23 protein-coding genes are annotated in these 21,832 nt (G+C 66.1%); 22 read left to right on the forward strand and 1 reads right to left on the reverse strand.

What is annotated here, in order from left to right:
* Positions 1-70 precede the first annotated feature (70 nt).
* From G6N43_RS24470 to G6N43_RS30555, 4 genes are read left to right on the forward strand one after another with little or no spacing between them, the layout of a single operon-like run.
* Positions 71-682 carry a TetR/AcrR family transcriptional regulator gene (locus G6N43_RS24470; protein WP_083149253.1) on the forward strand — a complete coding sequence of 204 codons (612 nt, stop codon included), beginning with the start codon at positions 71-73 and terminating at the stop codon, positions 680-682.
* A gap of 24 nt (positions 683-706) precedes the next feature.
* Entirely contained in the window at positions 707-1,945 is a 1,239-nt protein-coding gene (locus tag G6N43_RS24475; RefSeq protein WP_083149252.1) for an acyl-CoA dehydrogenase family protein, read from the forward strand.
* Positions 1,942-2,898, forward strand: a complete 957-nt coding sequence (locus tag G6N43_RS24480) for a phosphotransferase family protein (protein ID WP_083149251.1) — start codon at positions 1,942-1,944, stop codon at positions 2,896-2,898. The genes G6N43_RS24475 and G6N43_RS24480 overlap by 4 nt, the downstream gene beginning before the upstream one ends.
* Positions 2,895-3,257 (forward strand): DUF6285 domain-containing protein, encoded by a 363-nt coding sequence (locus G6N43_RS30555; RefSeq protein ID WP_083149250.1) that lies wholly within the window; start codon positions 2,895-2,897, stop codon positions 3,255-3,257. Before G6N43_RS24480 ends, G6N43_RS30555 begins: the two co-directional genes overlap by 4 nt.
* A 52-nt stretch (positions 3,258-3,309) precedes the next feature.
* On the opposite strand, the gene G6N43_RS24490 is transcribed toward G6N43_RS30555, so the two are convergent.
* Positions 3,310-3,939, reverse strand: coding sequence for a class I SAM-dependent methyltransferase (locus G6N43_RS24490; protein WP_083149249.1), 630 nt, complete (start codon positions 3,937-3,939; stop codon positions 3,310-3,312).
* A 52-nt stretch (positions 3,940-3,991) separates the two neighbouring features.
* Between G6N43_RS24490 and G6N43_RS24495 the strand changes: the two genes are divergently transcribed.
* The 18 genes from G6N43_RS24495 to G6N43_RS24580 all read left to right on the forward strand — a co-directional run bounded on the left by G6N43_RS24495 (position 3,992) and on the right by G6N43_RS24580 (position 21,826).
* Positions 3,992-4,387, forward strand: a complete 396-nt coding sequence (locus G6N43_RS24495; RefSeq protein ID WP_083149248.1) for a nuclear transport factor 2 family protein — start codon at positions 3,992-3,994, stop codon at positions 4,385-4,387.
* A gap of 11 nt (positions 4,388-4,398) precedes the next feature.
* Complete coding sequence (locus G6N43_RS24500; RefSeq protein ID WP_083149247.1) at positions 4,399-4,932, forward strand: YceI family protein; 534 nt, start codon at positions 4,399-4,401, stop codon at positions 4,930-4,932.
* Positions 4,933-4,949: 17 nt separating this feature from the next.
* A complete protein-coding gene (locus tag G6N43_RS24505) occupies positions 4,950-5,351 on the forward strand; it encodes an Rv3143 family two-component system response regulator (protein ID WP_083149246.1) in 402 nt (133 codons plus the stop codon).
* A 163-nt stretch (positions 5,352-5,514) separates the two neighbouring features.
* Positions 5,515-5,886, forward strand: a complete 372-nt coding sequence (locus G6N43_RS24510; RefSeq protein ID WP_083149245.1) for an NADH-quinone oxidoreductase subunit A — start codon at positions 5,515-5,517, stop codon at positions 5,884-5,886.
* Complete coding sequence (locus G6N43_RS24515) at positions 5,877-6,431, forward strand: NuoB/complex I 20 kDa subunit family protein (RefSeq protein WP_083149244.1); 555 nt, start codon at positions 5,877-5,879, stop codon at positions 6,429-6,431. Before G6N43_RS24510 ends, G6N43_RS24515 begins: the two co-directional genes overlap by 10 nt.
* A 77-nt stretch (positions 6,432-6,508) precedes the next feature.
* On the forward strand, positions 6,509-7,135 hold the full coding sequence (locus G6N43_RS24520) for an NADH-quinone oxidoreductase subunit C (RefSeq protein WP_234810001.1): 627 nt from the start codon (positions 6,509-6,511) through the stop codon (positions 7,133-7,135).
* A complete protein-coding gene (locus G6N43_RS24525; RefSeq protein WP_083149243.1) occupies positions 7,135-8,481 on the forward strand; it encodes an NADH-quinone oxidoreductase subunit D in 1,347 nt (448 codons plus the stop codon). Before G6N43_RS24520 ends, G6N43_RS24525 begins: the two co-directional genes overlap by 1 nt.
* Complete coding sequence (gene nuoE / locus G6N43_RS24530) at positions 8,478-9,347, forward strand: NADH-quinone oxidoreductase subunit NuoE (RefSeq protein ID WP_083149242.1); 870 nt, start codon at positions 8,478-8,480, stop codon at positions 9,345-9,347. The genes G6N43_RS24525 and nuoE overlap by 4 nt, the downstream gene beginning before the upstream one ends.
* Positions 9,344-10,660, forward strand: coding sequence for an NADH-quinone oxidoreductase subunit NuoF (nuoF, locus tag G6N43_RS24535; RefSeq protein WP_083149241.1), 1,317 nt, complete (start codon positions 9,344-9,346; stop codon positions 10,658-10,660). The genes nuoE and nuoF overlap by 4 nt, the downstream gene beginning before the upstream one ends.
* Before the next feature lie 99 nt (positions 10,661-10,759).
* Positions 10,760-13,147 carry an NADH-quinone oxidoreductase subunit G gene (locus tag G6N43_RS24540; protein WP_083149240.1) on the forward strand — a complete coding sequence of 796 codons (2,388 nt, stop codon included), beginning with the start codon at positions 10,760-10,762 and terminating at the stop codon, positions 13,145-13,147.
* Complete coding sequence (gene nuoH / locus G6N43_RS24545) at positions 13,144-14,433, forward strand: NADH-quinone oxidoreductase subunit NuoH (RefSeq protein WP_083149239.1); 1,290 nt, start codon at positions 13,144-13,146, stop codon at positions 14,431-14,433. The genes G6N43_RS24540 and nuoH overlap by 4 nt, the downstream gene beginning before the upstream one ends.
* Complete coding sequence (gene nuoI / locus G6N43_RS24550) at positions 14,426-14,950, forward strand: NADH-quinone oxidoreductase subunit NuoI (protein WP_083149238.1); 525 nt, start codon at positions 14,426-14,428, stop codon at positions 14,948-14,950. Before nuoH ends, nuoI begins: the two co-directional genes overlap by 8 nt.
* Positions 14,947-15,717, forward strand: coding sequence for an NADH-quinone oxidoreductase subunit J (locus G6N43_RS24555; RefSeq protein WP_083149237.1), 771 nt, complete (start codon positions 14,947-14,949; stop codon positions 15,715-15,717). The genes nuoI and G6N43_RS24555 overlap by 4 nt, the downstream gene beginning before the upstream one ends.
* Entirely contained in the window at positions 15,714-16,013 is a 300-nt protein-coding gene (gene nuoK, locus G6N43_RS24560; RefSeq protein ID WP_006245521.1) for an NADH-quinone oxidoreductase subunit NuoK, read from the forward strand. Before G6N43_RS24555 ends, nuoK begins: the two co-directional genes overlap by 4 nt.
* A 7-nt stretch (positions 16,014-16,020) precedes the next feature.
* A complete protein-coding gene (nuoL, locus tag G6N43_RS24565; protein ID WP_083149473.1) occupies positions 16,021-17,901 on the forward strand; it encodes an NADH-quinone oxidoreductase subunit L in 1,881 nt (626 codons plus the stop codon).
* A complete protein-coding gene (locus G6N43_RS24570; RefSeq protein WP_083149236.1) occupies positions 17,895-19,463 on the forward strand; it encodes an NADH-quinone oxidoreductase subunit M in 1,569 nt (522 codons plus the stop codon). The genes nuoL and G6N43_RS24570 overlap by 7 nt, the downstream gene beginning before the upstream one ends.
* Complete coding sequence (gene nuoN / locus G6N43_RS24575) at positions 19,460-21,037, forward strand: NADH-quinone oxidoreductase subunit NuoN (protein ID WP_083149235.1); 1,578 nt, start codon at positions 19,460-19,462, stop codon at positions 21,035-21,037. The genes G6N43_RS24570 and nuoN overlap by 4 nt, the downstream gene beginning before the upstream one ends.
* A gap of 9 nt (positions 21,038-21,046) precedes the next feature.
* Positions 21,047-21,826, forward strand: coding sequence for an enoyl-CoA hydratase (locus G6N43_RS24580; protein WP_083149234.1), 780 nt, complete (start codon positions 21,047-21,049; stop codon positions 21,824-21,826).
* Positions 21,827-21,832 lie beyond the last annotated feature (6 nt).

Raw genomic sequence — 21,832 nt, forward strand, 5'->3', positions numbered from 1 at the left:
GAGTTTCGTGGAGAAATCGCACCCTGACGTTACATGCGGCGCCTCACCCAGATCTTTTGGACACGTAACCATGCCAGCCGAGACGCTGAGCGCCAAGGGCCGCCAGACCCGGGAGGCCATCGAGCAGGCCGCCCGTAAACTGTTCGCCGAGCGCGGCTTTCACGGCACCACGCTGAGCGACATCACGTCGGCGGCCGGTAAGTCGCCCGCGGTGTTCTATCGCTATTTCGCGGACAAAGAGGACCTGCTGGCGGCACTCGCACAATCGTTTCTGCACGACGTGGTAGCACCGTCGGGCCTGAGCGTCGATCTGCCCGAATCACCCGAGGACGACGCGTTCTTCCACGCCGTGGTGACCGGCTACTGGAACATCTTCAAGCAGAACATCGGCATCATGATCGCGGTCGCCCAACTCGCCGCGACGCAGCCGCGTTTCGCAACTGTACAGAACGAGTTCCGCCGCTTCGGCATGGAGATCTTCGCTGCCTCCGTGCGCCGGGCCCAGGAACAGGGCTACGGTGGCGAACTGAATCCCGAGCACACTGCGGCGGCGATCGCCCTGCTGTTCGAGAACTTCACCACCGTCTTCGTCGGCACGTCCGGCCTCGGCCTCGAGATCGGGGACGAGGACGCGATCGCCACACTGTCGAGGATCTGGAAGAAGACGCTGTACGGGTTCTGAGCAAGTACGTCAAAAGGAGTCAACGTGGATTTCACCCTGCCGGACCACCTTCCGGGCCTGCTCGACGAGATGGACGCGTTCATCGAAGCGGAGATCAAACCGCTGGAACGCGAGAACATGCAGTACTTCGACCATCGCCGTGAGTATGCGCGCACCGACTGGGAGAACGGCGGCATCCCGCGCCGGGAATGGGAAGACCTGCTCGGCGAGATGCGCAGGCGCGCCGACAAGGCGGGCTGGCTGCGGTACGGCCTGCCGTCGCAATTCGGTGGTCGCGACGGCACCAACATCGATATGGCCGTCATCCGGGAACACCTGGCGCACAAGGGACTCGGGCTGCACAACGATCTACAGGACGAGTCGTCGATCGTCGGCAACTTCCCGCAGGTCATCATGATGGACCGGTTCGGCACCGAGGAGCAGAAGAAGGAGTGGACCGAGGCGCTGATCACCGGGGAACGGTCGATGGCGTTCGGGCTGACCGAGCCCGACCACGGATCGGACGCCACCTGGCTGAAAACCACGGCCGTACTGGACGGCGACGAGTGGGTCATCAACGGCGCCAAGCGGTTCAACACCGGCGTGCATCGCGCCACGCACGACCTCGTGTTCGCCCGCACGTCCGGCGAACCGGGGCAGGCCCGCGGCATCACGGCGTTCCTGGTGCCGACCGACACCCCAGGCTTCACGGTCCCCTACTACTGGTGGACCTTCAACATGCCGACCGACCACGGCGAGGTCGAACTGAAGGACGTCCGGGTACCCGCCGATGCCGTGCTCGGCGAGGTGGACCACGGCCTCGAGGTGGGCCAGACGTTCCTGCACGAGAACAGGATTCGTCAGGCCGCCAGCAGCCTTGGCGCCGCACAGCACTGCATCGACCGCGCCGTCGAATACGCCAACGAGCGGATCGTGTTCGGCAAGCCGCTGTCGGTGAACCAGGCCGTGCAGTGGCCGCTGGTGGAGCTGCAGACCGAGGCGCAGATGGTGCGGCTGCTGGTGCGTTATGCCGCATCCGAACTCGACCGCAACCACCACATGGAGGTCTCGGACAAGGTGTCGATGGCCAACTATCGCGCCAACCGGTTGGTGTGTGAGGCCGCCGACCGAGCCATGCAGGTGTTGGGCGGCGTCGGCTACAGCCGGCACGAGCCAATGGAGCACATCTACCGTCACCACCGCCGGTACCGGATCACCGAGGGCGCCGAGGAGATCCAGATCCGGCGGGTGGCGCAGCGGCTCTTCGGATTCGGACGCAAGTGAAGGAACAGCTCGAGGCTGTGCTGCGCCCGGAGTTGGGCGATGTCGTCGTCGAGAACCTGCGCGCGCTGACCGGCGGGGCGAGCAGGACCACGTGGGCGTTCGACGCCGTCTCCTCGGAGCGGCGGGCGTTGATCCTGCGTACCGGACCGCCCGACGACATCCACGCGAGCATGGAGCTCGAGGCGGCGGTGCAGCAGCGCGCCGCCGCCGCGGGCGCGCCGGTCCCCCACATCGTGACCGCGGACAATTCCTCAGCCGCACTGGGTAATCCGTACCTGATCTGCGATGCGATCGCCGGCGAGACGATCGTGCGGCGGATCTACCGCACGCTCGACGACTCCGGCCGCGAACGGTTGCTGCGCCAGTGCGCCGAAGCGCTGGCGGCGATCCACCGCGCGGACCCGACGGGTGTGGACCTCGCCGAGTCGGATCAGCTCACCGAATGGCGTGATCGGCTCGACGAAATGGGCGACACCACAGCGACGTTCGAGTGGGCCTTTCGATGGCTGGCCGCGAACCGCCCGCCGACGTCACCGCATGTGCTCGTGCACGGCGATTTCCGGATGGGCAATGTGATCGTCGACGAGAACGGACTCGCGGCCGTCTTGGACTGGGAACTGGTGCACACCGGTGAGGTGTACGAGGACCTGGCCTGGTTCTGCATCCGCGCCTGGCGGTTCGGTGCGCCCAAGGACATGGGTGCGGGCGGGTTGGGCAGTGTCGAAAGCTTCCTGGCCGCCTACGAAGCGGCCGCCGGGACCAAGCTGGATCGAGACGCGTTCCGCTGGTGGCTGACCGTGGCGACGCTGCGCTGGGGCGTGATCTGCCGTTTCCAGGCCGAACGGCATCTGTCGGGCGTGTCGCCGTCGGTGGAGTTGGCCGCGATCGGTCGCCGCGTCGCCGAAACCGAGTGGGATGTGCTGGATCTGCTGACGGGGGGCGGGCCGCGATGAGCGGGATCTACGGACGGCCGACAGCGGCCGAACTGGTCGCGGCGGTGGCCGATTTCCTCGACAACGACGTGCGCCGCGCGACCGGTCCCGACGCACAGCCCGCCGATGCGGGGGCGGTGAACTTCCACGCCCGTGTGGCCGCCAACGTACTGCGCATCGTCGAACGCGAACTGCTCGACGGGCCTGCGACCGACGTCAGCGCTGCCCTGGAGGGGTTGGGGTACGCCGACGAGACCGCACTCGCGATGGCCATTCGCGCCGGCGATCTCGACAACCGGGCCGACGACGTGTTGGCCGCGCTGCGCACGATCGTTCGGCGGCGGCTCGACGTCGCCCACCCCGGATATGCCGATTCCTAGCGATTTGTGTGCATCGAGGAGCGGTGAGCGCTCGCGAATGCACACAAATCGCTCAGATCCGACGGGCGCGGGCCAGCCAGGCCGGCTCGTCGACAATCGACCCGGCGGGTAGGCCGATCGCGTCGACGTGCGGTTCGTGCACCACACCGCGATAGGTGGTCTCGTCGAGCGCCTCCAGGATCCAGCCGTCGCGGAGCGCCTCGCGGATCACGCGTTCACTGACCTCGGGGCCGAAGCCGCGACCCTTGTCGGACAGCGCCAAAACGTGCACCAGCGCTCCCGGGGTGCAGGCGGCGTGCAGGCTCGCGACGTATTTGACCCGGTCGGCGTCGTCGAAGATGTGGAACAGCGCGCTGTCGATGACGGTGTCGTAGCGCGCCTCGACGCCGAGGTTCAGGGCGTCGGCGACCTCGAAGCGGGCGTCGACCCCCTTCTCGGCGGCGTTGGCGCGGGCCTGCTCGATCGCGGTCGGTGCGCTGTCGACGCCGAGTACGTCGTAGCCCAACCGGGTAAGCAGGATCGTGTGCTCGCCGGTGCCGCAACCGGCATCGAGCACCTTGCCGCGTACCAGGCCGGCGCGTTCGAGGCCGACGATCGCGGGTTGCGGCTCGCCGATCACCCACGGTGCGGTGTGGGACTTGTAGGCGTTGTCGAATAGGGAGAGGGTGGGTGTGGAATCCATGCGATCCAGCGTTCTACCTCAACCTAACTTCAGGTCAAGGGAGATCTAGGTCATGTCCATCACCGACTCGGATGCGATCGTCGACGTCGCCGATCAGCTGTTCGGCGCCATCACCAACGGCGACATCGCCGCGGTCACAGCACTGTGGGACGACGACGTCGTCGTCTGGAAGGTTGCCGACCGCGAACGCGACAAGGAGCGGGCGCTGCGGGTGATCGAGTGGTTCATCGGCACGACCACTGACCGTCGCTACGAAGTCCTCGAACGCCACGTGATCGACGGCGGTTTCATGCAGCAGCACATCCTGCACGCCACCGGGCGCAACGGCGGATTGATCGCCATGCGCGTCTGCATCGTGGTCAAGGTGGGCGGCAACGGACTGATCACCCGGATCGACGAATACTTCGACCCCGCGGAGATCGCCCCTCTGCTGGAGCCGACGACCTGACAGGAGACGACATGGCAAGCCTCAGCGAATTTTTCAGCGATCCGGCCTCGACCGGGGCGTGGACCGTCGTGCCCGAGCAATCCAGAATCGTGGCGAAAGCGAAGTCCTTCTGGGGCGCGATGCCGGTCAAGGTGCGCTTCACCGAGTTCACCGGGGACGGCCAAGTCACCGCTCCCCAAACGGTTTTCGGCCGCCTCGACATCAAGGTCGCCTCGCTGCGCACCGGCATCGGCAGACGGGACGACCATCTGCGGTCCGCCGATTTCTTTGAGGCCGAGAAGTTCCCGGACATCAGCGTGGTGGTCACGGCCGCGGACGCCGTCGACGTCAATTCCGTCGACCTGCGCGCACAGCTGACCGTCAAGGGCACCACGAACCCGCTGAACCTGAAGGCCAAGGTGACGCCGGTAGGCGACGGCGGAATGCGCCTGTCGACCGAGGCGACGATCAACCGCAATGACTTCGGCGTCGACGGCAACATGGCGGGGATGATCCCCGACACCGTGAAGATCTCCGGCGAGATCGTGTTCCGACACGTGGACTAACCCGTACGATCGGCCTCATGGTCGAGTCATCGCGTCCGCTGCGGGTCCTCGTCTACAGCGACAATCCCAGGACCCGAGAGCAAGTGAAGCTCGCGCTCGGCAAGCGCGTGCACCCTGATCTGCCGGAGCTGACGTACGTCGAGGTCGCCACGGGTCCGATGGTGATCCGGCAGATGGATGAGGGCGGGTTCGATCTGGTGATCCTCGACGGGGAGGCGACTCCGACCGGCGGCATGGGGATCGCCAAACAGCTCAAGGACGAGATCGCCGACTGCCCACCGGTGCTCCTGCTCACCGGACGACCCGACGACCGTTGGCTGGCCAGCTGGTCCCGGGCGGAGGCCGCGGTTCCCCACCCGATCGACCCGATCCAATTGGGCGATGCGGTGGTGTCGCTCCTGCGCGCACCCGTTCAATAGCAAACGCACGAATCCACTTGTCGCCCTTGCCGATTCGCGGCATGCCAAGGCAGCGAAAGTGTGATCTTAGACATACTAACCCCAACGTGTGGCGCTCATCGCCAGGCCCGCTAGGGTGTGGGTAAGCTCACATCGACAGCCCACGAGGGAGCGTTAGCCCGGCATGGATTTGTACACGCCAATATTGGTACTCGGCGCGGTCGCGGCCGCCTTCGCGATCGGCTCGGTCGGAATCGCTCTGGTGGTCGGCCCCAGGCGCTACAACCAGAGCAAACTCGAGGCCTACGAGTGCGGCATCGAGCCGGTTCCTGAGCTGGCCAGCGCGCACTCGGCGGGCCAGCGGTTCCCGATCAAGTACTACCTGACGGCGATGTTGTTCATCATCTTCGACATCGAGATCGTCTTCCTCTACCCGTGGGCGGTCGCATTCGACAATCTCGGACTGTTTGCGCTGGTAGAGATGCTGCTCTTCATGGTGGTGGTGTTCGTGGCCTACGCCTACGTCTGGCGGCGGGGAGGTCTGTCATGGGAATAGAGGAAAAGCTGCCCGGCGGGATCCTGCTCTCGACGGTGGAGAAGGTCGCCGGCTATATCCGCAAGGGCTCGCTGTGGCCGGCGACGTTCGGGCTGGCCTGCTGTGCGATCGAGATGATGGCCACGGCCGGCCCGCGGTTCGACATCTCACGGTTTGGTATGGAGCGGTTCTCGGCGACCCCGCGCCAAGCCGATCTGATGATCGTCGCAGGTCGGGTCAGCCAGAAGATGGCCCCGGTGCTACGCCAGATCTACGACCAGATGGCCGAACCCAAATGGGTGCTGTCGATGGGGGTGTGCGCGTCCTCGGGCGGGATGTTCAATAACTACGCCATCGTCCAGGGCGTCGATCACATCGTCCCGGTCGACATCTACCTGCCCGGCTGCCCACCGCGCCCGGAGATGCTGCTGCACGCAATCCTCAAGCTGCACGACAAGATTCAAGAGATGCCGCTGGGCGTTCACCGCGAGGAGGCGATCCGCGAAGCCGAGAAGGCTGCCCTTTCGGTCACCCCGACCATCGAGCTCAAGGGTTTGCTGCGGTGAGTGAGGACGAAAACGGCGCCCGCCCCGGGCCACAGGCCGACATCGACCCGCCCGAGATCATCGGCGTGCGGCGCGGCATGTTCGGGGCCCGAGGATCCGGCGACACGTCGGGCTACGGCCGCCTCATCCGCCCGGTGGCACTGCCCGGCAGCTCGCCCCGCCCCTACGGCGGTTACTTCGACGACGTCGTCGACACCCTGGAAGCCGCGCTCGGTGAGGACGGCTATGCCGAGTCGATCGAGCGGGTCGTCGTCTACCGCGATGAGCTGACCTTGGAGGTCGACCGCACGCAGTTGCCCACGGTGGCGCAGGCGCTGCGCGACGATCCCGGGTTGCGGTTCGAATTGTGTCTGGGGGTCAGCGGGGTGCATTACCCCGAGGACAAGGGCCGTGAGCTGCATGCGGTGTACCCGCTGATGTCGATCACGCACAACCGCCGTATCCGGGTGGAGGTGGCCACTCCGGATGAGGATCCGCACATCCCGTCGCTGTACGGCGTGTATCCGACCGTGGACTGGCATGAGCGCGAAACCTACGACTTCTTCGGGATCATCTTCGACGGCCATCCCGCCCTGACGCGTATCGAAATGCCCGACGACTGGGTGGGACACCCGCAACGCAAGGACTACCCGTTGGGCGGAATCCCGGTGCAGTACCACGGCGCCGAGATCCCGCCGCCCGATCAGCGGAGGGCCTACAACTAATGAGCACATCGCCAACCCCGCCCGAATCGGGCGGCGGTACCGAAACCGTGGTCGTCGTCGGCGGACAGGACTGGGACCAGGTCGTCGAAGCCGCCAAACAGAACGCCGCCGCGCACGCCGGTGAACGCATCGTCGTGAATATGGGTCCGCAGCATCCGTCCACCCATGGGGTGTTGCGGTTGATCCTGGAGATCGAGGGCGAGACGATCGTCGAGATCCGCTGCGGGATCGGCTATCTACACACCGGCATCGAGAAGAACCTCGAATTCCGCACCTGGACCCAGGGCGTGACCTTCGTGACCCGCATGGACTACCTGTCCCCGCTGTTCAACGAAACCGTCTACTGCCTCGCGGTGGAGAAACTGCTCGGCGTCACCGACGACATCCCCGAACGCGCCAGCGTCATCCGCGTGATGATGATGGAACTCAACCGCATCTCCAGCCACCTGGTCGCCCTGGCCACCGGCGGCATGGAACTGGGCTCCATGGGCGCGATGTTCTACGGCTTCCGCGAACGCGAACAAATCCTGTCGATCTTCGAAACCATCACCGGGCTACGGATGAACAACGCCTACATCCGCCCCGGCGGTGTCGCGATGGATCTACCCGAGGAAGCCATCCCCCAGATCCGCCACATGCTCGAGCTGATGCCCAAACGGCTCAAAGACCTCGAAGACCTGCTGAGCGAGAACTTGATCTGGAAGGCCCGCACCCAGGGCATCGGCTACCTGGATCTGACCGGCTGTATCGCGCTGGGGGTCACCGGGCCGGTGCTGCGCTCTACCGGCCTGCCGCATGATCTGCGTAAGGCCCAACCCTACTGCGGGTATGAGACCTACGACTTCGACGTCATCACCGACGACGCCTGCGACTCCTACGGCCGGTATCTGATCCGGGTCAAAGAACTGCACGAGTCGCTGAAGATCATCGCCCAGTGTGTGGATCGGTTGGATGTGCCCAATCCGGGGCCGGTGATGATCGAAGACAAGAAACTCGCCTGGCCCGCCGACCTCAAACTCGGCCCCGACGGGTTGGGTAACTCCCCCGAACACATCGCCAAAATCATGGGCCACTCCATGGAAGGGCTGATCCACCACTTCAAACTCGTCACCGAAGGCATCCGCGTCCCACCTGGACAGGTCTACGTCGCCGTGGAATCCCCCCGCGGCGAACTCGGTGTGCACATGGTCTCCGACGGCGGCACCCGCCCCTACCGCGTGCACTACCGCGACCCCTCCTTCAACAACCTCCAAGCCGTGGCAGCCATGTGCGAAGGCGGCATGGTCGCCGACGCCATCACCGCCGTCGCATCCATCGACCCCGTCATGGGAGGCGTCGACCGATGACCGTATTCCTCGAGCTCGGTCAGCGACCCGACGAGCCCGGCCCACCGATCCAGGGCCCCAAGACATATCCCGCCGACGTGGCCGCGCGCCTGGCGGCCGATGCCGAGACGATCATCGCCAAGTATCCGCACAACCGCTCGGCATTGCTGCCGCTGCTGCACCTCGTCCAGTCCGAGGACGGGTGCCTGACACCGGCGGGAATCGCGTTCTGCGCCAAGCAGTTGGGCCTGACCGACGCCGAAGTCACCGCAGTGGCGACGTTCTACTCGATGTACCGTCGCACGCCGACCGGTGAGTACCTGGTCGGGGTGTGCACCAACACCCTGTGCGCGATCATGGGCGGCGACGCGATCCTCGACACGCTACAAGAGCACCTGGGTGTGCACGCCGGTGAAACCACCCCCGACGGCCGCGTCACCCTCGAACACATCGAGTGCAACGCCGCCTGCGACTACGCACCCGTCGTCATGGTCAACTGGGAATTCTTCGACAACCAAACACCATCCTCGGCCCGCGACCTCGTCGATGCACTGCGCGAGGGCCGACCACCCGTCCCAACCCGCGGTGCGCCGCTGTGCACGTTCAAGGAGACTGCGAGAGTGCTTGCGGGCCTGCCCGATCCGGAGGCGGCCGCGGCACAGACACCGGCCGGAAACGCCACTCTCGCGGGGCTGCGCATCGCGAAGGAACGCGGCATGGAGGCGCCCGCGGTCGACGCGGTGACAGACTCGGCCAGTGGACCCGACGACGCGAAGGTCGCCGCAGAGGCCACGAGGGACCAGCCCGCGGCGGGCCCGTCGGCCACGGTGCCGCCCGAGCCGAATAAGCCCGAAACCGACCCGAAGGCAACGGATTCGAAAGAATGACACCACTGACTCCCGTGTTGAGCCGGTTCTGGGACGAACCTGAACCCTGGTCGATGGAGACCTACCGTCGCCATGACGGCTACCGTGCGCTGGAGCGCGCGCTCGCCATGGATCCCGACGATCTCATCGCCACCGTGAAGGACTCGGGCCTGCGTGGGCGTGGTGGCGCAGGGTTCCCGACGGGTACCAAGTGGTCGTTCATTCCCCAGGACGACACGGGGGCGGGCGCCAAGCCGCACTATCTGGTGGTCAACGCCGACGAGTCCGAACCCGGTACGTGCAAAGACATTCCGCTGATGCTGACCACGCCGCACTTCCTGGTCGAGGGCGTCATTATCGCGGCCTACGCGATCCGGGCGCACCACGCGTTCATCTACGTCCGCGGCGAGGTCGTACCGGTGCTGCGGCGCCTGCAGGCCGCGGTCGCCGAGGCGTACGACGCCGGCTATCTCGGCACCAACATTCTGGACTCGGGCTTCGATCTCGAACTCATCGTGCACGCCGGCGCGGGCGCCTACATCTGCGGCGAGGAGACAGCGCTGCTGGACTCGCTGGAGGGTCGACGCGGGCAGCCGCGCCTGCGCCCGCCGTTTCCGGCGGTTGCGGGCCTGTACGCGTCGCCGACGGTGGTCAACAACGTCGAATCGATCGCCAGCGTCCCGCCCGTGCTGCTCAACGGGGTCGACTGGTTCCGGTCGATGGGCAGCGAGAAATCGCCCGGCTTCACGCTGTATTCGCTGTCGGGTCACGTCACCACGCCCGGACAGTACGAGGCGCCACTGGGCATCACGATGCGCGAGCTGCTCGAGTACGCCGGCGGAATAAGGGCGGGCCACAAGCTGAAGTTCTGGACGCCCGGCGGCTCGTCCACGCCGCTGCTCACCGACGAACATCTCGACGTGCCACTGGATTACGAGGGCATGGCGAGCGTCGGGACGATGCTCGGCACCAAGGCGTTGCAGGTGTTCGACGAGACCACCTGCGTGGTGCGTGCGGTGCGGCGCTGGACGCAGTTCTACGCACACGAATCGTGTGGCAAGTGCACACCGTGCCGAGAGGGCACCTACTGGCTGGCGCAGATCTACGAGCGGCTCGAGACCGGCAGGGGCACCGAAGCCGACATCGACAAGCTGCTGGACATCGCCGACAACATCAACGGGAAGTCGTTCTGCGCGTTGGGTGACGGCGCCGCCGCACCGATCCTGTCGTCGATCAAGTACTTCCGCGACGAGTACGTCGAGCACCTGGCCGGCGGATGTCCGTTCGACCCGCACGCCTCGACGCTGATGGCAACGGAAGGGGTGGGGGTCTAGATGGGTCCATTTTCTGCGCGAGCAGACGTGAAAACCCCCAAATTGCCGCGAAAAAGGGGGAGTTCGCGTCTGCTCGCCGAGGAAGGGGTGGGGGTCTAGATGACCGTGACCGAACCGGCCCACGACGCCCCCGCTGTCGAGATGGTGAACCTCACCATCGACGGCATCGAGGTCAGTGTGCCCAAGGGCACCTTGGTGATTCGGGCCGCCGAGCTGATCGGCATCCAGATCCCGAGGTTCTGCGATCACCCGCTGCTCGACCCGGTGGGGGCCTGCCGGCAGTGCCTCGTCGAGGTCGAGGGCCAGCGCAAGCCGATGGCCTCGTGCACGATCACCTGCACACCGGACATGGTGGTGCGCACCCAGTTGACGTCGGAGGCCGCGGACAAGGCGCAGCAGGGCGTCATGGAGCTGCTGCTGATCAACCATCCGCTCGACTGCCCGGTATGCGACAAGGGCGGCGAGTGCCCGCTACAGAACCAGGCGATGTCCAACGGGCGGGCCGAAACCCGCTTCGAGGACGTCAAGCGAACCTTCCCCAAACCGATCAACATCTCGTCCGAGGTGCTGCTGGACCGCGAACGCTGCGTGCTGTGCGCGCGCTGCACCCGTTTCTCCCAGCAGATCGCCGGTGACCCCTTCATCGAACTGCTCGAACGCGGTGCGCTGCAGCAGGTCGGCATCGCCCCCGGCGAACCGTTCCAGTCGTACTACTCCGGCAATACCGTGCAGATCTGCCCCGTCGGCGCGCTCACCGGTGCGGCGTACCGCTTCCGCGCCCGGCCGTTCGACCTGGTGTCCAGCCCCAGCGTCTGTGAACACTGCGCCTCGGGGTGCGCTCAGCGCACCGACCACCGCCGCGGAAAGGTCTTGCGCCGGTTGTCCGGTGACGACCCGGAAGTCAACGAGGAATGGAACTGCGACAAGGGCCGGTGGGCGTTCACCTACACCACCCAGGGCGATCGCATCACCACTCCCCTGGTCCGCGAAAACGGTGAGCTTCGACCGGCGTCGTGGTCGGAGGCCATCACCGTGGCGTCCGAGGCACTCGCCGCCGCCCGCGGCAGCGCTGGCGTGCTGCCCGGCGGACGGTTGACCGTCGAGGATGCCTACGCCTACTCCAAGTTCGCCCGAATGGTGCTGCACACCAACGACATCGACTTCCGCGCCCGTGCACACAGCGCTGAGGAGGCCGAGTTCCTCGCCGCGCATATCGCCGGACAGCCGATGACGGTCACCTACGCCGATCTGGAGAAGGCGCCCGCAATCCTGCTGGCCGGCCTCGAGCCCGAAGAGGAATCGCCGATCGTGTTCCTGCGGCTGCGCAAGGCCGTCCGCAAGCACGGGCTTCAGGTCAAGTCGATTGCACCGTTCGCCACCCGGTCGCTGGGCAAGCTGAGCGGACAGCTGATCGCGACGGCGCCCGGCGGTGAGGGTGCGGCGCTTGACGCGCTGGCCGACGACACCCTGCTGAAGCTGCCCGGCGCCATCATCCTCGTCGGCGAACGCCTGGCCACCTCGCCCGGAGCGCTCTCCGCCGCAAGCAGATTGGCCACCGCGACCGGTGCGCGACTCGCGTGGATACCGCGACGTGCCGGTGAGCGCGGCGCCTTGGAGGCCGGGGCACTGCCCGGCCTGCTGCCCGGCGGCCGACCCCTCGCCGACGCCGCTGCGCGCGAACAGACCGCGGCGGGATGGAATATCGGTGAGGTGCCGAGCACGCCGGGCCGCGACACCACCGCCATCCTCGACGCGGCCCGCGCGGGTGAGTTGGGGGCGCTGGTGGTCGGCGGTGTGGAACTCGCTGACCTGCCCGACCCGGACGCCGCCCTCGCGGCCCTCGACGCCGCACCGTTCGTACTGAGCCTCGAAATGCGCGAGAGCGCGGTCACCGAACGAGCCGACGTGGTCTTCCCGGTGGCACCCGTCGTCGAGAAGGCCGGCGCATTCGTCAACTGGGAGGGCAGGACTCGCCCCTTCGAGGCGGCGTTGCAGACCAACGCCATACCCGACCGGCGGGTGCTGGCGTTCCTCGCCGACGAGCTCGGGTACGACCTCAACGTGCCTTCGGCTCTGGTCGCCGGTGAGGAGATGGCGCGGCTGGGACTCTGGGCCGGCGAGCGGCCGAGCGCCCCATCGGTGCCGCCGGCACAGCCCGCACAGCCCGGCACGGGTCAGGCGGTGCTGGCCGGCTGGCGGCTGCTGCTCGACGAAGGACGCCTGCAGGACGGTGAACCGCACCTCGCCGGTACCGCCCGCGAACCCGTCACCCGGCTGTCGGCGGCCACCGCGGCCGAGATCGGCGTCGCAGACGACGATTTGGTGACCGTCCGCACGGAACGCGGGGAGATCACGTTGCCACTCTCGATCACCGACATGCCCGACGGCGTCGTGTGGCTGCCGCTGAACTCGCCGGGCTCGGCGGTCCACCGGCAGCTCGGCGTGACTCCTGGAACCGTCGTCTCGATCGGACGGACACAGCGATGACCCATCCCGATCCGACACTCTTCGGCCACGATCCGTGGTGGCTGATTCTCATCAAGGCCGTTGCCATCTTCGCGTTCCTGATGCTGTCCCTGCTGGTGGCGATCCTGATGGAACGCAAGATCCTCGGCTACATGCAGATGCGTCCGGGCCCCAACCGCGTCGGCCCGTGGGGGCTGCTGCAGTCGCTGGTCGACGGCGTCAAGCTCGCCCTCAAGGAGGGACTGATCCCCGCCGGGGTGGACAAGTTCATCTACCTTGCGGCACCGGTCATCTCCGTGGTGCCCGCGTTCATCGCGTTCTCGGTGATCCCGATGGGCGGTGAGGTGTCGATATTCGGGCATCGCACCGCTCTGCAGCTCACCGACATGCCGGTGGCGGTGCTGTTCGTGCTGGCCGCCACATCCATCGGCGTGTACGGAATCGTGTTGGCCGGCTGGGCTTCCGGATCCACCTATCCACTCCTGGGCGGGCTGCGCTCGAGCGCCCAGGTGATCTCCTACGAGATCGCGATGGCGCTGTCGTTCGCGGCGGTCTTCATCTATGCGGGCACGATGTCGACGTCGGGCATCGTCGCCGCCCAGCACGGCCTGTGGTTCATCTTCCCGCTGCTGCCGTCGTTCGTCATCTACGTGACCTCCATGGTGGGCGAAACCAACCGCGCGCCTTTCGATCTGCCCGAGGCCGAGGGTGAACTCGTCGGCGGATTCCACACCGAGTACTCGTCGATCAAGTTCGCGATGTTCATGCTCGCCGAGTACGTCAACATGTTCACGGTGTCGGCGCTCGCGACAACCCTGTTCCTCGGTGGGTGGCACGCCCCATGGCCCATCAACATGTGGGACGGCGCCAACACCGGCTGGTGGCCGCTGCTGTGGTTCACGGCGAAGCTCTGGGGCTTCATGTTCCTGTTCTTCTGGCTGCGGGGAACCTTGCCCCGCATGCGCTACGACCAGTTCATGGCGCTGGGCTGGAAGATATTGATTCCGGTCTCGCTGGCCTGGATCGTGATCGTGTCGTCCGCGCGCAGCCTACGCAACCACGGCGTCGACCAGCTCGTCACGGCGCTGATCACCGTGGCCGCTGTGGTCGGTCTGCTCCTGCTAGTCGTGCTGTGGAGACGGTTGCGCGGCAAGGAGATTCGCAAAGTCCCCGAGCAGGTGCTCGACCCCAGCGTATTCCCGATACCGCCCCTGCCCAACAAGGGGACGGCTACCCAGGCTTCCACGGAGTCCTCGAAAGCGGAGACCCCGAAGGAGAAGTCTTCAAAGGAGAAGACACATGCCTAAGTTCCTCGACGCGATCGCGGGTTTCCGGGTCACGTTCGGCACCATGTTCAAGAAGCGGCTCACCGAGGAGTACCCGGAGAAGCCGGGCCCGGTGGCCAAGCGCTATCACGGTCGGCACCAACTCAACCGCTACCCCGACGGGTTGGAGAAGTGCATCGGCTGCGAGCTGTGCGCGTGGGCCTGCCCCGCCGATGCCATCTACGTCGAGGGCGCAGACAACACGGAGGACGAACGGTACTCCCCCGGTGAGCGTTACGGCCGCGTCTACCAGATCAACTATCTGCGCTGCATCGGGTGCGGGCTGTGCATCGAGGCATGCCCGACGCGCGCGCTGACGATGACCAACGAATACGAGATGGCCGACGACAACCGCGCCGACCTGATCTGGGGCAAGGACAAACTCCTCGCCCCGCTGAAGCCCGGCATGCTTCCCCCGCCGCATCCGATGGCCCCGGGAAGCACTGACGAGGACTACTACCTCGGCAACATCAAGCCCGTCACCGAGGACGTCACGTGACGGTGGACCTCCTCGCCTCAGCGGCCGCCGACGTAGCCGGTCGCACGTCAACGACTGAAGCGGTGTTGTTCTGGGTGCTGGGCGCCGTGGCGCTCGCAGGAGCCGTCGGTGTGGTCGCGGCGAGGAAAGCGGTGTACTCGGCGATGTTCCTCGCCACCACGATGATCGTGCTGGCGGTCTTCTACATCGCGCAGGACGCGCTGTTCCTCGGCGTCGTCCAGATCGTGGTCTACACCGGCGCCGTGATGATGCTGTTCCTGTTCGTGCTCATGCTCATCGGCGTCGACATCTCGGAGTCCCTGGTGGAAACCATTCGGGGACAACGCGTTGCGGCGATCGTGGTCGGCCTGGGATTCGGCATTCTGCTCATCGCCGGAATCGGCAGCGTCTCGGTCGGCGGCTTCGTCGGCCTGGCCCAGGCCAACGCCGGAGGCAACGTCCAGGGCCTGGCCGCGCTGATCTTCACCAAGTACCTGTGGGCGTTCGAGCTGACGGGTGCACTGCTGATCACCGCCGCCCTCGGCGCGATGGTGCTGGCGCACCGCGAACGCTTCGAACACCGTAAGACGCAGCGTGAACTCGCCCAGGAGCGGTTCAAGAAGGGCGGCCATCCGACGACGCTGCCCAATCCTGGTGTGTACGCACGCAACAACGCCGTCGACATGGCGGCTCGTCTTCCCGACGGATCGCCTTCCGAACTGTCGGTCAGTGCCCTACTGCAGAAACGAACCGTGAGTCAGACCAACGGCGGCGGAAAAGACGAATGAATCCCGACAACTACCTGTATCTATCTGCGTTGTTGTTCACCATTGGTGCGGCCGGAGTGTTGTTGCGGCGCAACGCGATCATCATGTTCATGTGTGTGGAGTTGATGCTCAATGCCTGCAACCTCGCGTTCGTGACGTTCTCGCGCATGCATGGGCATCTCGATGGTCAGATGGTGGCGTTCTTCACGATGGTCGTCGCCGCCTGCGAGGTGGTGGTCGGACTCGCCATCATCATGACGATCTTCCGTACCCGCCGCTCGGCCTCGGTCGACGACGCCAGCCTGCTGAAGCACTGAGGTGACGATGACACTTCCGGTGTGGCTCACCATCGCCCTGCCGCTGGCCGGCGCGACGATCCTGCTGCTGGGCGGACGACGCACCAACGGCTGGGGACACCTGCTCGGCTGTGCGGCCTCACTCGGCGCGTTCGCTGTCGGGGCGGTGCTGTTCACCGACATGCTCGGCCGCGACCCCGAACACCGCGGCGTGCATGAGGCGCTGTTCTCCTGGGTGCCTGTCGCGGGTCTGCAGGTCGACTTCGGTCTGCAGCTCGACCAACTGTCGATGTGTTTCGTGCTGCTGATCACCGGCGTCGGCTCACTGATCCACATCTACTCCATCGGCTACATGGCCCACGACCCCGACCGCAGACGGTTCTTCGCCTACCTCAACCTGTTCCTGTCGGCAATGCTGCTGCTCGTGCTCGCCGACAACTACCTCGGCCTCTACGTCGGGTGGGAAGGCGTCGGCCTGGCCTCCTACCTGCTGATCGGGTTCTGGCAACACAAACCGTCCGCGGCCACCGCAGCCAAGAAAGCGTTCGTGGTCAACCGCGTCGGCGACATCGGCCTGGCCGTCGCGTTGATGGTCATGTTCGCCCACATCGGCACCATTTCCTTCGCCGGCGTCTTCACCGCCGCCCCCCAGGTCTCCGAAGGCGTCCTCACCGCCATCGGCTTACTGCTGTTGCTGGCCGCCTGTGGCAAGTCCGCGCAGGTGCCGCTGCAGTCCTGGCTCGGCGACGCGATGGAAGGCCCCACCCCGGTCTCCGCACTCATCCACGCCGCCACCATGGTCACCGCCGGCGTCTACCTCATCGTGCGGTCGGGACCGGTGTTCGACCTGGCCCCCAACGCCCAACTCGGCGTGGTGATCGTCGGTGCGGTGACCCTGTTGTTCGGCGCGGTCATCGGTTGCGCCAAAGACGACATCAAGAAGGCGCTGGCCGCCTCCACCATGTCGCAGATCGGCTACATGGTATTGGCCGCCGGTTTGGGCCCGGCGGGCTATGCGTTCGCGATCATGCACCTGCTGACCCACGGCTTCTTCAAAGCCGGACTGTTCCTCGGCGCCGGCTCGGTCATGCACGGGATGGACGACGAGGTCAACATGCGTCGCTACGGCGGCCTGCGCAAGGCCCTGCCGATCACCTTCGCCACCTTCGGGCTGGGGTATCTGGCCATCATCGGCATCCCGCCGCTGGCGGGGTACTTCTCCAAAGACGGCATCATCGAAGCCGCCCTGGGTGCGGGTGGCGCCAAAGGCATCATTCTCGGCGGCGCGGCCATCCTGGGTGCGGGGATCACCGCGTTCTACATGACCCGGGTAATGCTGATGACGTTCTTCGGCGAAAAGCGCTGGGCCCCTGAGGCGCATCCGCACGAATCACCGGCGGTGATGACCTGGCCGATGATCCTGCTGGCCATCGGCTCGGTGGGCTCGGGTGCGGCGTTCGCGATCGGCGGCACCCTGGAGCACTGGCTCGAACCCGTCGTCGGCACCCACGAGATCCACCACATCGCACCCGTGTGGGTCATCACCACCATCATCCTGGCCGTCGTCGCCGTCGGCATCGCCATCGCCTACCGCATGTACGGCACCAGGCCGGTCCCCGAAGAAGTACCCGTCGGCTCCGCACTCACCGTGGCGGCACGCCGAGACCTCTACGGCGATGCGCTGAACGAAGAGCTCTTCATGCGACCGGGTCAGCTGCTCACCAAGGGGCTGGTTGAAATCGACGACGAGGCAGTGGACGGCGCGGGAACCGGGTTGGCCGCCTTGGTATCCCGCTCATCGGAGGGCTTGCGACTGTTGGCTACCGGATATGCGCGTTCCTACGCGTTGTCGATGTTGGCCGGCGCGTTACTTGTCGTCGGCGCGATCCTGGCGGTGCAGCTGTGGTGACCTCGATTCCCTGGCTGACGATTCTGTGGGCCGTGCCGACGGTGGGCGCGGCGGTGGTGATCCTGCTGCCCGCGTCGCTGCGCGCCGCCTCCAAGTGGCTGGCGCTGGCGGTCTCGGGTGTGGTGCTGGCCATCACGGTGCTGCTGGCGGTGAACTTCGATCCCGCTGGTGAGCAATACCAATTCGTCGAGGAGCACCGCTGGATCCCGTCGTTCGGTACCGGCTACATCCTCGGGTTGGACGGCATCGCGCTCGCGATCGTCGCCCTCACCGCGGTGCTGGTTCCGATACTGCTGATCGCCGGCTGGAACGACGTCAGCGACGAGGCCGCGTGGGGTGGTCGTTCGACGCACGCGTACTTCGCGCTCACGCTGGCCGTCGAGGGCATGGTCATCATGTCGCTGGCCTCGCTGGATGTGCTGCTGTTCTACGTCTTCTTCGAGGCGATGCTGATCCCGATGTACTTCCTCATCGGCGGGTTCGGCGGCGCGGGGCGGTCGAAGGCGGCGGTGAAGTTCCTGCTGTACAACCTCTTCGGCGGTCTGGTGATGCTCGCGGCGGTCATCGGCCTCTACGTGGTGACCGCGGGCAGCGACGCGTTCGAGGGCGGCACCTTCGACTTCCGCGCGATCGTCACCGCGGTGTCGAGCGGTGCCTTCGTCGTCAACCCGACCGTCATGCACCTGCTGTTCCTCGGCTTCATGTTCGCGTTCGCGGTGAAGGCGCCGCTGTGGCCCTTCCATCGTTGGCTGCCCGACGCCGCGGTCGAGGCAACCCCTGCCAGCGCAGTGCTGATGATGGCGATCATGGACAAGGTCGGCACGTTCGGCATGCTGCGGTACTGCCTGCAGTTGTTCCCTGACTCGTCAACGTATTTCCGGCCGATCATCATCACGCTGGCGGTGATCGGCATCGTGTACGGGGCGATCGTGGCCATCGGCCAGACCGACGTGATGCGCCTGATCGCCTACACGTCGATCTCCCACTTCGGCTTCATCATCCTCGGCATCTTCGTGATGACGAGCCAGGGCCAGTCCGGGTCGACGCTCTACATGGTCAACCACGGCCTGTCCACTGCGGCGCTGTTCCTGATCGCCGGCTTCCTGGTGTCGCGCAGGGGCAGTCGCCTCATCGAGGCGTACGGCGGCGTACAGAAGGTCGCACCGGTCCTCGCGGGCACGTTCCTGGTCTCGGGTCTGGCGACACTCTCGCTGCCCGGGTTGGCGCCGTTCATCAGCGAGTTCCTGGTGCTGATAGGCACATTCACCCGGTACCCGGCGTTCGCGGTGTTCGCGTCGACCGCACTGGTGTTGTCGGCGGTGTACATCCTGTGGATGTACCAACGCATGATGGGCGGCCCCGTCAAGGAGGGCAACGACTCACTACGGGATCTCGTTCCCCGCGAGATCCTCGTCGTCGCACCGCTTATCGCGCTGCTGATCGTGCTGGGCGTGTATCCCAAACCCGCACTCGATGTGATCAATCCGGCGGTCACGCACACGTTGACCACGATCGATCAGCCTGACCCGGTGCCTCAGTTCGCAGAAGGGCCGACGCGATGAATCTGCCCACTCCCGTCGTCGAGTACGACCTGCTGTCTCCGATGCTGATCGTGTTCGGCGTGGCCATCCTCGGTGTGCTCGTCGAGGCGTTTGTCTCGCGGCAGCGCAGGTACGCAGCACAACTGGCGCTGGCCCTCGTCGGACTGGTCGCCGCGCTGGTGTCGGTCGTGGATCTCGCCTTAGGCCTGCAGGGCAGCGTCGGTCGGACCGCGGTGATGGGTTCCGTCGTGATCGACAAACCCGCGTTGTTCCTCCAGGCCACCATCCTGCTGGTCGGCGTGCTGGGAATCATGCTGATCGCCGAGCGTCAGATCGGTGCAGACGCGGAGGGAGGCAAGGGAGTTCGCGGGCTGGACGCGTTCACCCCGCAGGCGTCCGCGATTCCCGGCGCGGTGGCCGAACAACTCGCCACCAAGGCGGGCGCCATCCAGACCGAGGTCTTCCCGCTGACGATGTTCGCGGTCGGCGGCATGCTGCTGTTCCCTGCAGCCGACGATCTGCTCACGATGTTCATTGCGCTCGAAGTGCTTTCGCTGCCGTTGTATCTGCTGTGCGGTCTCGCGCGTCGACGTCGTGTGCTCTCGCAGGAAGCGGCGCTGAAGTACTTCCTGCTCGGCGCCTTCTCGTCGGCGTTCTTCCTGTTCGGTGCCGCGATGCTGTACGGCTACGCGGGAACGCTGGATCTGCGCGAGATCGCCGGCGTGGTGGCGGCCGGGTCCGGGAAGACCTCGCTGGCCCTGATGGGTACGGGCCTGCTGCTCGTCGGAGTGCTGTTCAAGGTCGGGGCCGTGCCCTTCCACTCGTGGATTCCCGACGTCTATCAGGGTGCGCCAACGCCGATCACGGCGTTCATGGCCGCCGCCACCAAGATCGCCGCGTTCGGCGCGATGCTGCGACTGTTCTACGTCGCACTGCCGGAACTGCGCGACGACTGGCGTCCGGTGCTGTGGGCGATCGCGATCCTGACCATGGTGGTCGGAACCGTCACCGCGATAACGCAGACCGACGTGAAGCGCATGCTCGCCTATTCGGCGGTGGCGCATACCGGCTTCATCCTCACCGGCGTGATCGCCGAGAACGAGGCAGGCCTGTCGTCGACCCTGTTCTATCTGTTCGCCTACGGGTTCAGCACGGTCGGCGCATTCGCGGTCGTGAGTTTGGTGCGGAACGCCAACGGTGACGAGGACACCGCGATGGCGCGCTGGGCGGGGTTGGGTAGGCGGTATCCCGTTGTCGCAGTGGTGTTCTCACTGTTCCTGCTGGCGTTCGCGGGCATCCCGTTGACGAGCGGGTTCGTCAGCAAGTTCGCCGTCTTCAAGGCAGCGGGTGAGGGCGGCGCGATACCGCTGGTCATCGTCGGCGTGCTGGCCAGTGCCGTCGCCGCGTACTTCTATGTGCGGGTGATCGTGTTGATGTTCTTCACCGACCCGCCCGACGACGCGCCGCAAGTGGTGGTGCCCAGCGCATTGAGCACCGCGGTCGTCACAGTCACCGCGGCAATCACCTTCGCCCTCGGCGCGCTGCCGCAGCCGCTGCTGGACCTGGCGAACACCGCCAACCAGTTCCTGCGCTAGCTTCGTCGCATGACGCAGCCGCTCGTCATCGTCGCCGACCACGGCCCGGTCCGTGTGCTGACCCTCAATCGACCGGAGGCGCGGAATGCGTTGAGCCGCGGCCTGATCAAGGCGGCCTATGCCGCCTTCATTGAGGCCGACTCCGACGAGTCGGTGCGGGCGGTGGTGCTCACCGGAACCGATCCGGCGTTCTGCGCGGGTGTCGACCTGAAGGAGGCGCAGCGCGACGGCATCATGTACTTCGCGGAGTTTCGTGAGCACAGCTGCATCGAAGCCACGGGAAGAATGCGCACACCGATCATCGCCGCGGTCAACGGGCCGGTGTTCACGGGCGGCCTCGAAATGGCGCTCGGCTGCGACTTTCTCATCGCCTCTGAGCGGGCGGTGTTCGCCGACACCCACGCCCGCGTCGGCATCCTGCCTGGCGGCGGCATGACGGCGCGGCTGCCCCAACTGGTCGGGCTCGGGATGGCCAGACGACTGTCGATGACTGGTGAAGTCGTCGACGCGGCGCGTGCCGAACGCATCGGGCTGGTGACCGAGGTCGTCCCCCACGATCGGCTGCTCGACCGGGCGATCGAGTTGGCCGCGCAGATCGCCGAGGTGCCCGGTCCAACCATGCTGGGGCTCAAGGAGATCTACACGACCGGCGCGGCGACCGTCATCGAGCCTGCTCTGGCGGCCGAGCAGAAGATCGCATTCGCGCAGCAGCGCGACTTCGAAGGACTCGGCGATCGGTTCCGTGCGGTGAGCGAGCGAAACAAGGGTCAGATCGACGACCCGGAATAGTCCCCG

Source organism: Mycolicibacterium moriokaense (genome assembly GCF_010726085.1).
Classification (GTDB): Bacteria; Actinomycetota; Actinomycetes; order Mycobacteriales; family Mycobacteriaceae; genus Mycobacterium; species Mycobacterium moriokaense.

Bases quoted from the DNA above. Each gene is read 5' to 3' on its own strand.
- nuoF (WP_083149241.1), top strand. From the start codon at position 9,344: ATGACACCACTGACTCCCGTGTTGAGCCGGTTCTGGGACGAACCTGAA.
- G6N43_RS24520 (WP_234810001.1), top strand. From the start codon at position 6,509: ATGTTCGGGGCCCGAGGATCCGGCGACACGTCGGGCTACGGCCGCCTC.
- nuoI (WP_083149238.1), top strand. From the start codon at position 14,426: ATGCCTAAGTTCCTCGACGCGATCGCGGGTTTCCGGGTCACGTTCGGC.
- G6N43_RS24495 (WP_083149248.1), top strand. From the start codon at position 3,992: ATGTCCATCACCGACTCGGATGCGATCGTCGACGTCGCCGATCAGCTG.
- G6N43_RS24515 (WP_083149244.1), top strand. From the start codon at position 5,877: ATGGGAATAGAGGAAAAGCTGCCCGGCGGGATCCTGCTCTCGACGGTG.
- G6N43_RS24470 (WP_083149253.1), top strand. From the start codon at position 71: ATGCCAGCCGAGACGCTGAGCGCCAAGGGCCGCCAGACCCGGGAGGCC.
- nuoN (WP_083149235.1), top strand. From the start codon at position 19,460: ATGAATCTGCCCACTCCCGTCGTCGAGTACGACCTGCTGTCTCCGATG.
- G6N43_RS30555 (WP_083149250.1), top strand. From the start codon at position 2,895: ATGAGCGGGATCTACGGACGGCCGACAGCGGCCGAACTGGTCGCGGCG.
- G6N43_RS24510 (WP_083149245.1), top strand. From the start codon at position 5,515: ATGGATTTGTACACGCCAATATTGGTACTCGGCGCGGTCGCGGCCGCC.
- nuoH (WP_083149239.1), top strand. From the start codon at position 13,144: ATGACCCATCCCGATCCGACACTCTTCGGCCACGATCCGTGGTGGCTG.
- G6N43_RS24580 (WP_083149234.1), top strand. From the start codon at position 21,047: ATGACGCAGCCGCTCGTCATCGTCGCCGACCACGGCCCGGTCCGTGTG.
- G6N43_RS24490 (WP_083149249.1), bottom strand. From the start codon at position 3,939: ATGGATTCCACACCCACCCTCTCCCTATTCGACAACGCCTACAAGTCC.
- G6N43_RS24500 (WP_083149247.1), top strand. From the start codon at position 4,399: ATGGCAAGCCTCAGCGAATTTTTCAGCGATCCGGCCTCGACCGGGGCG.
- G6N43_RS24525 (WP_083149243.1), top strand. From the start codon at position 7,135: ATGAGCACATCGCCAACCCCGCCCGAATCGGGCGGCGGTACCGAAACC.
- nuoK (WP_006245521.1), top strand. From the start codon at position 15,714: ATGAATCCCGACAACTACCTGTATCTATCTGCGTTGTTGTTCACCATT.
- G6N43_RS24505 (WP_083149246.1), top strand. From the start codon at position 4,950: ATGGTCGAGTCATCGCGTCCGCTGCGGGTCCTCGTCTACAGCGACAAT.
- nuoE (WP_083149242.1), top strand. From the start codon at position 8,478: ATGACCGTATTCCTCGAGCTCGGTCAGCGACCCGACGAGCCCGGCCCA.
- G6N43_RS24540 (WP_083149240.1), top strand. From the start codon at position 10,760: ATGACCGTGACCGAACCGGCCCACGACGCCCCCGCTGTCGAGATGGTG.
- nuoL (WP_083149473.1), top strand. From the start codon at position 16,021: ATGACACTTCCGGTGTGGCTCACCATCGCCCTGCCGCTGGCCGGCGCG.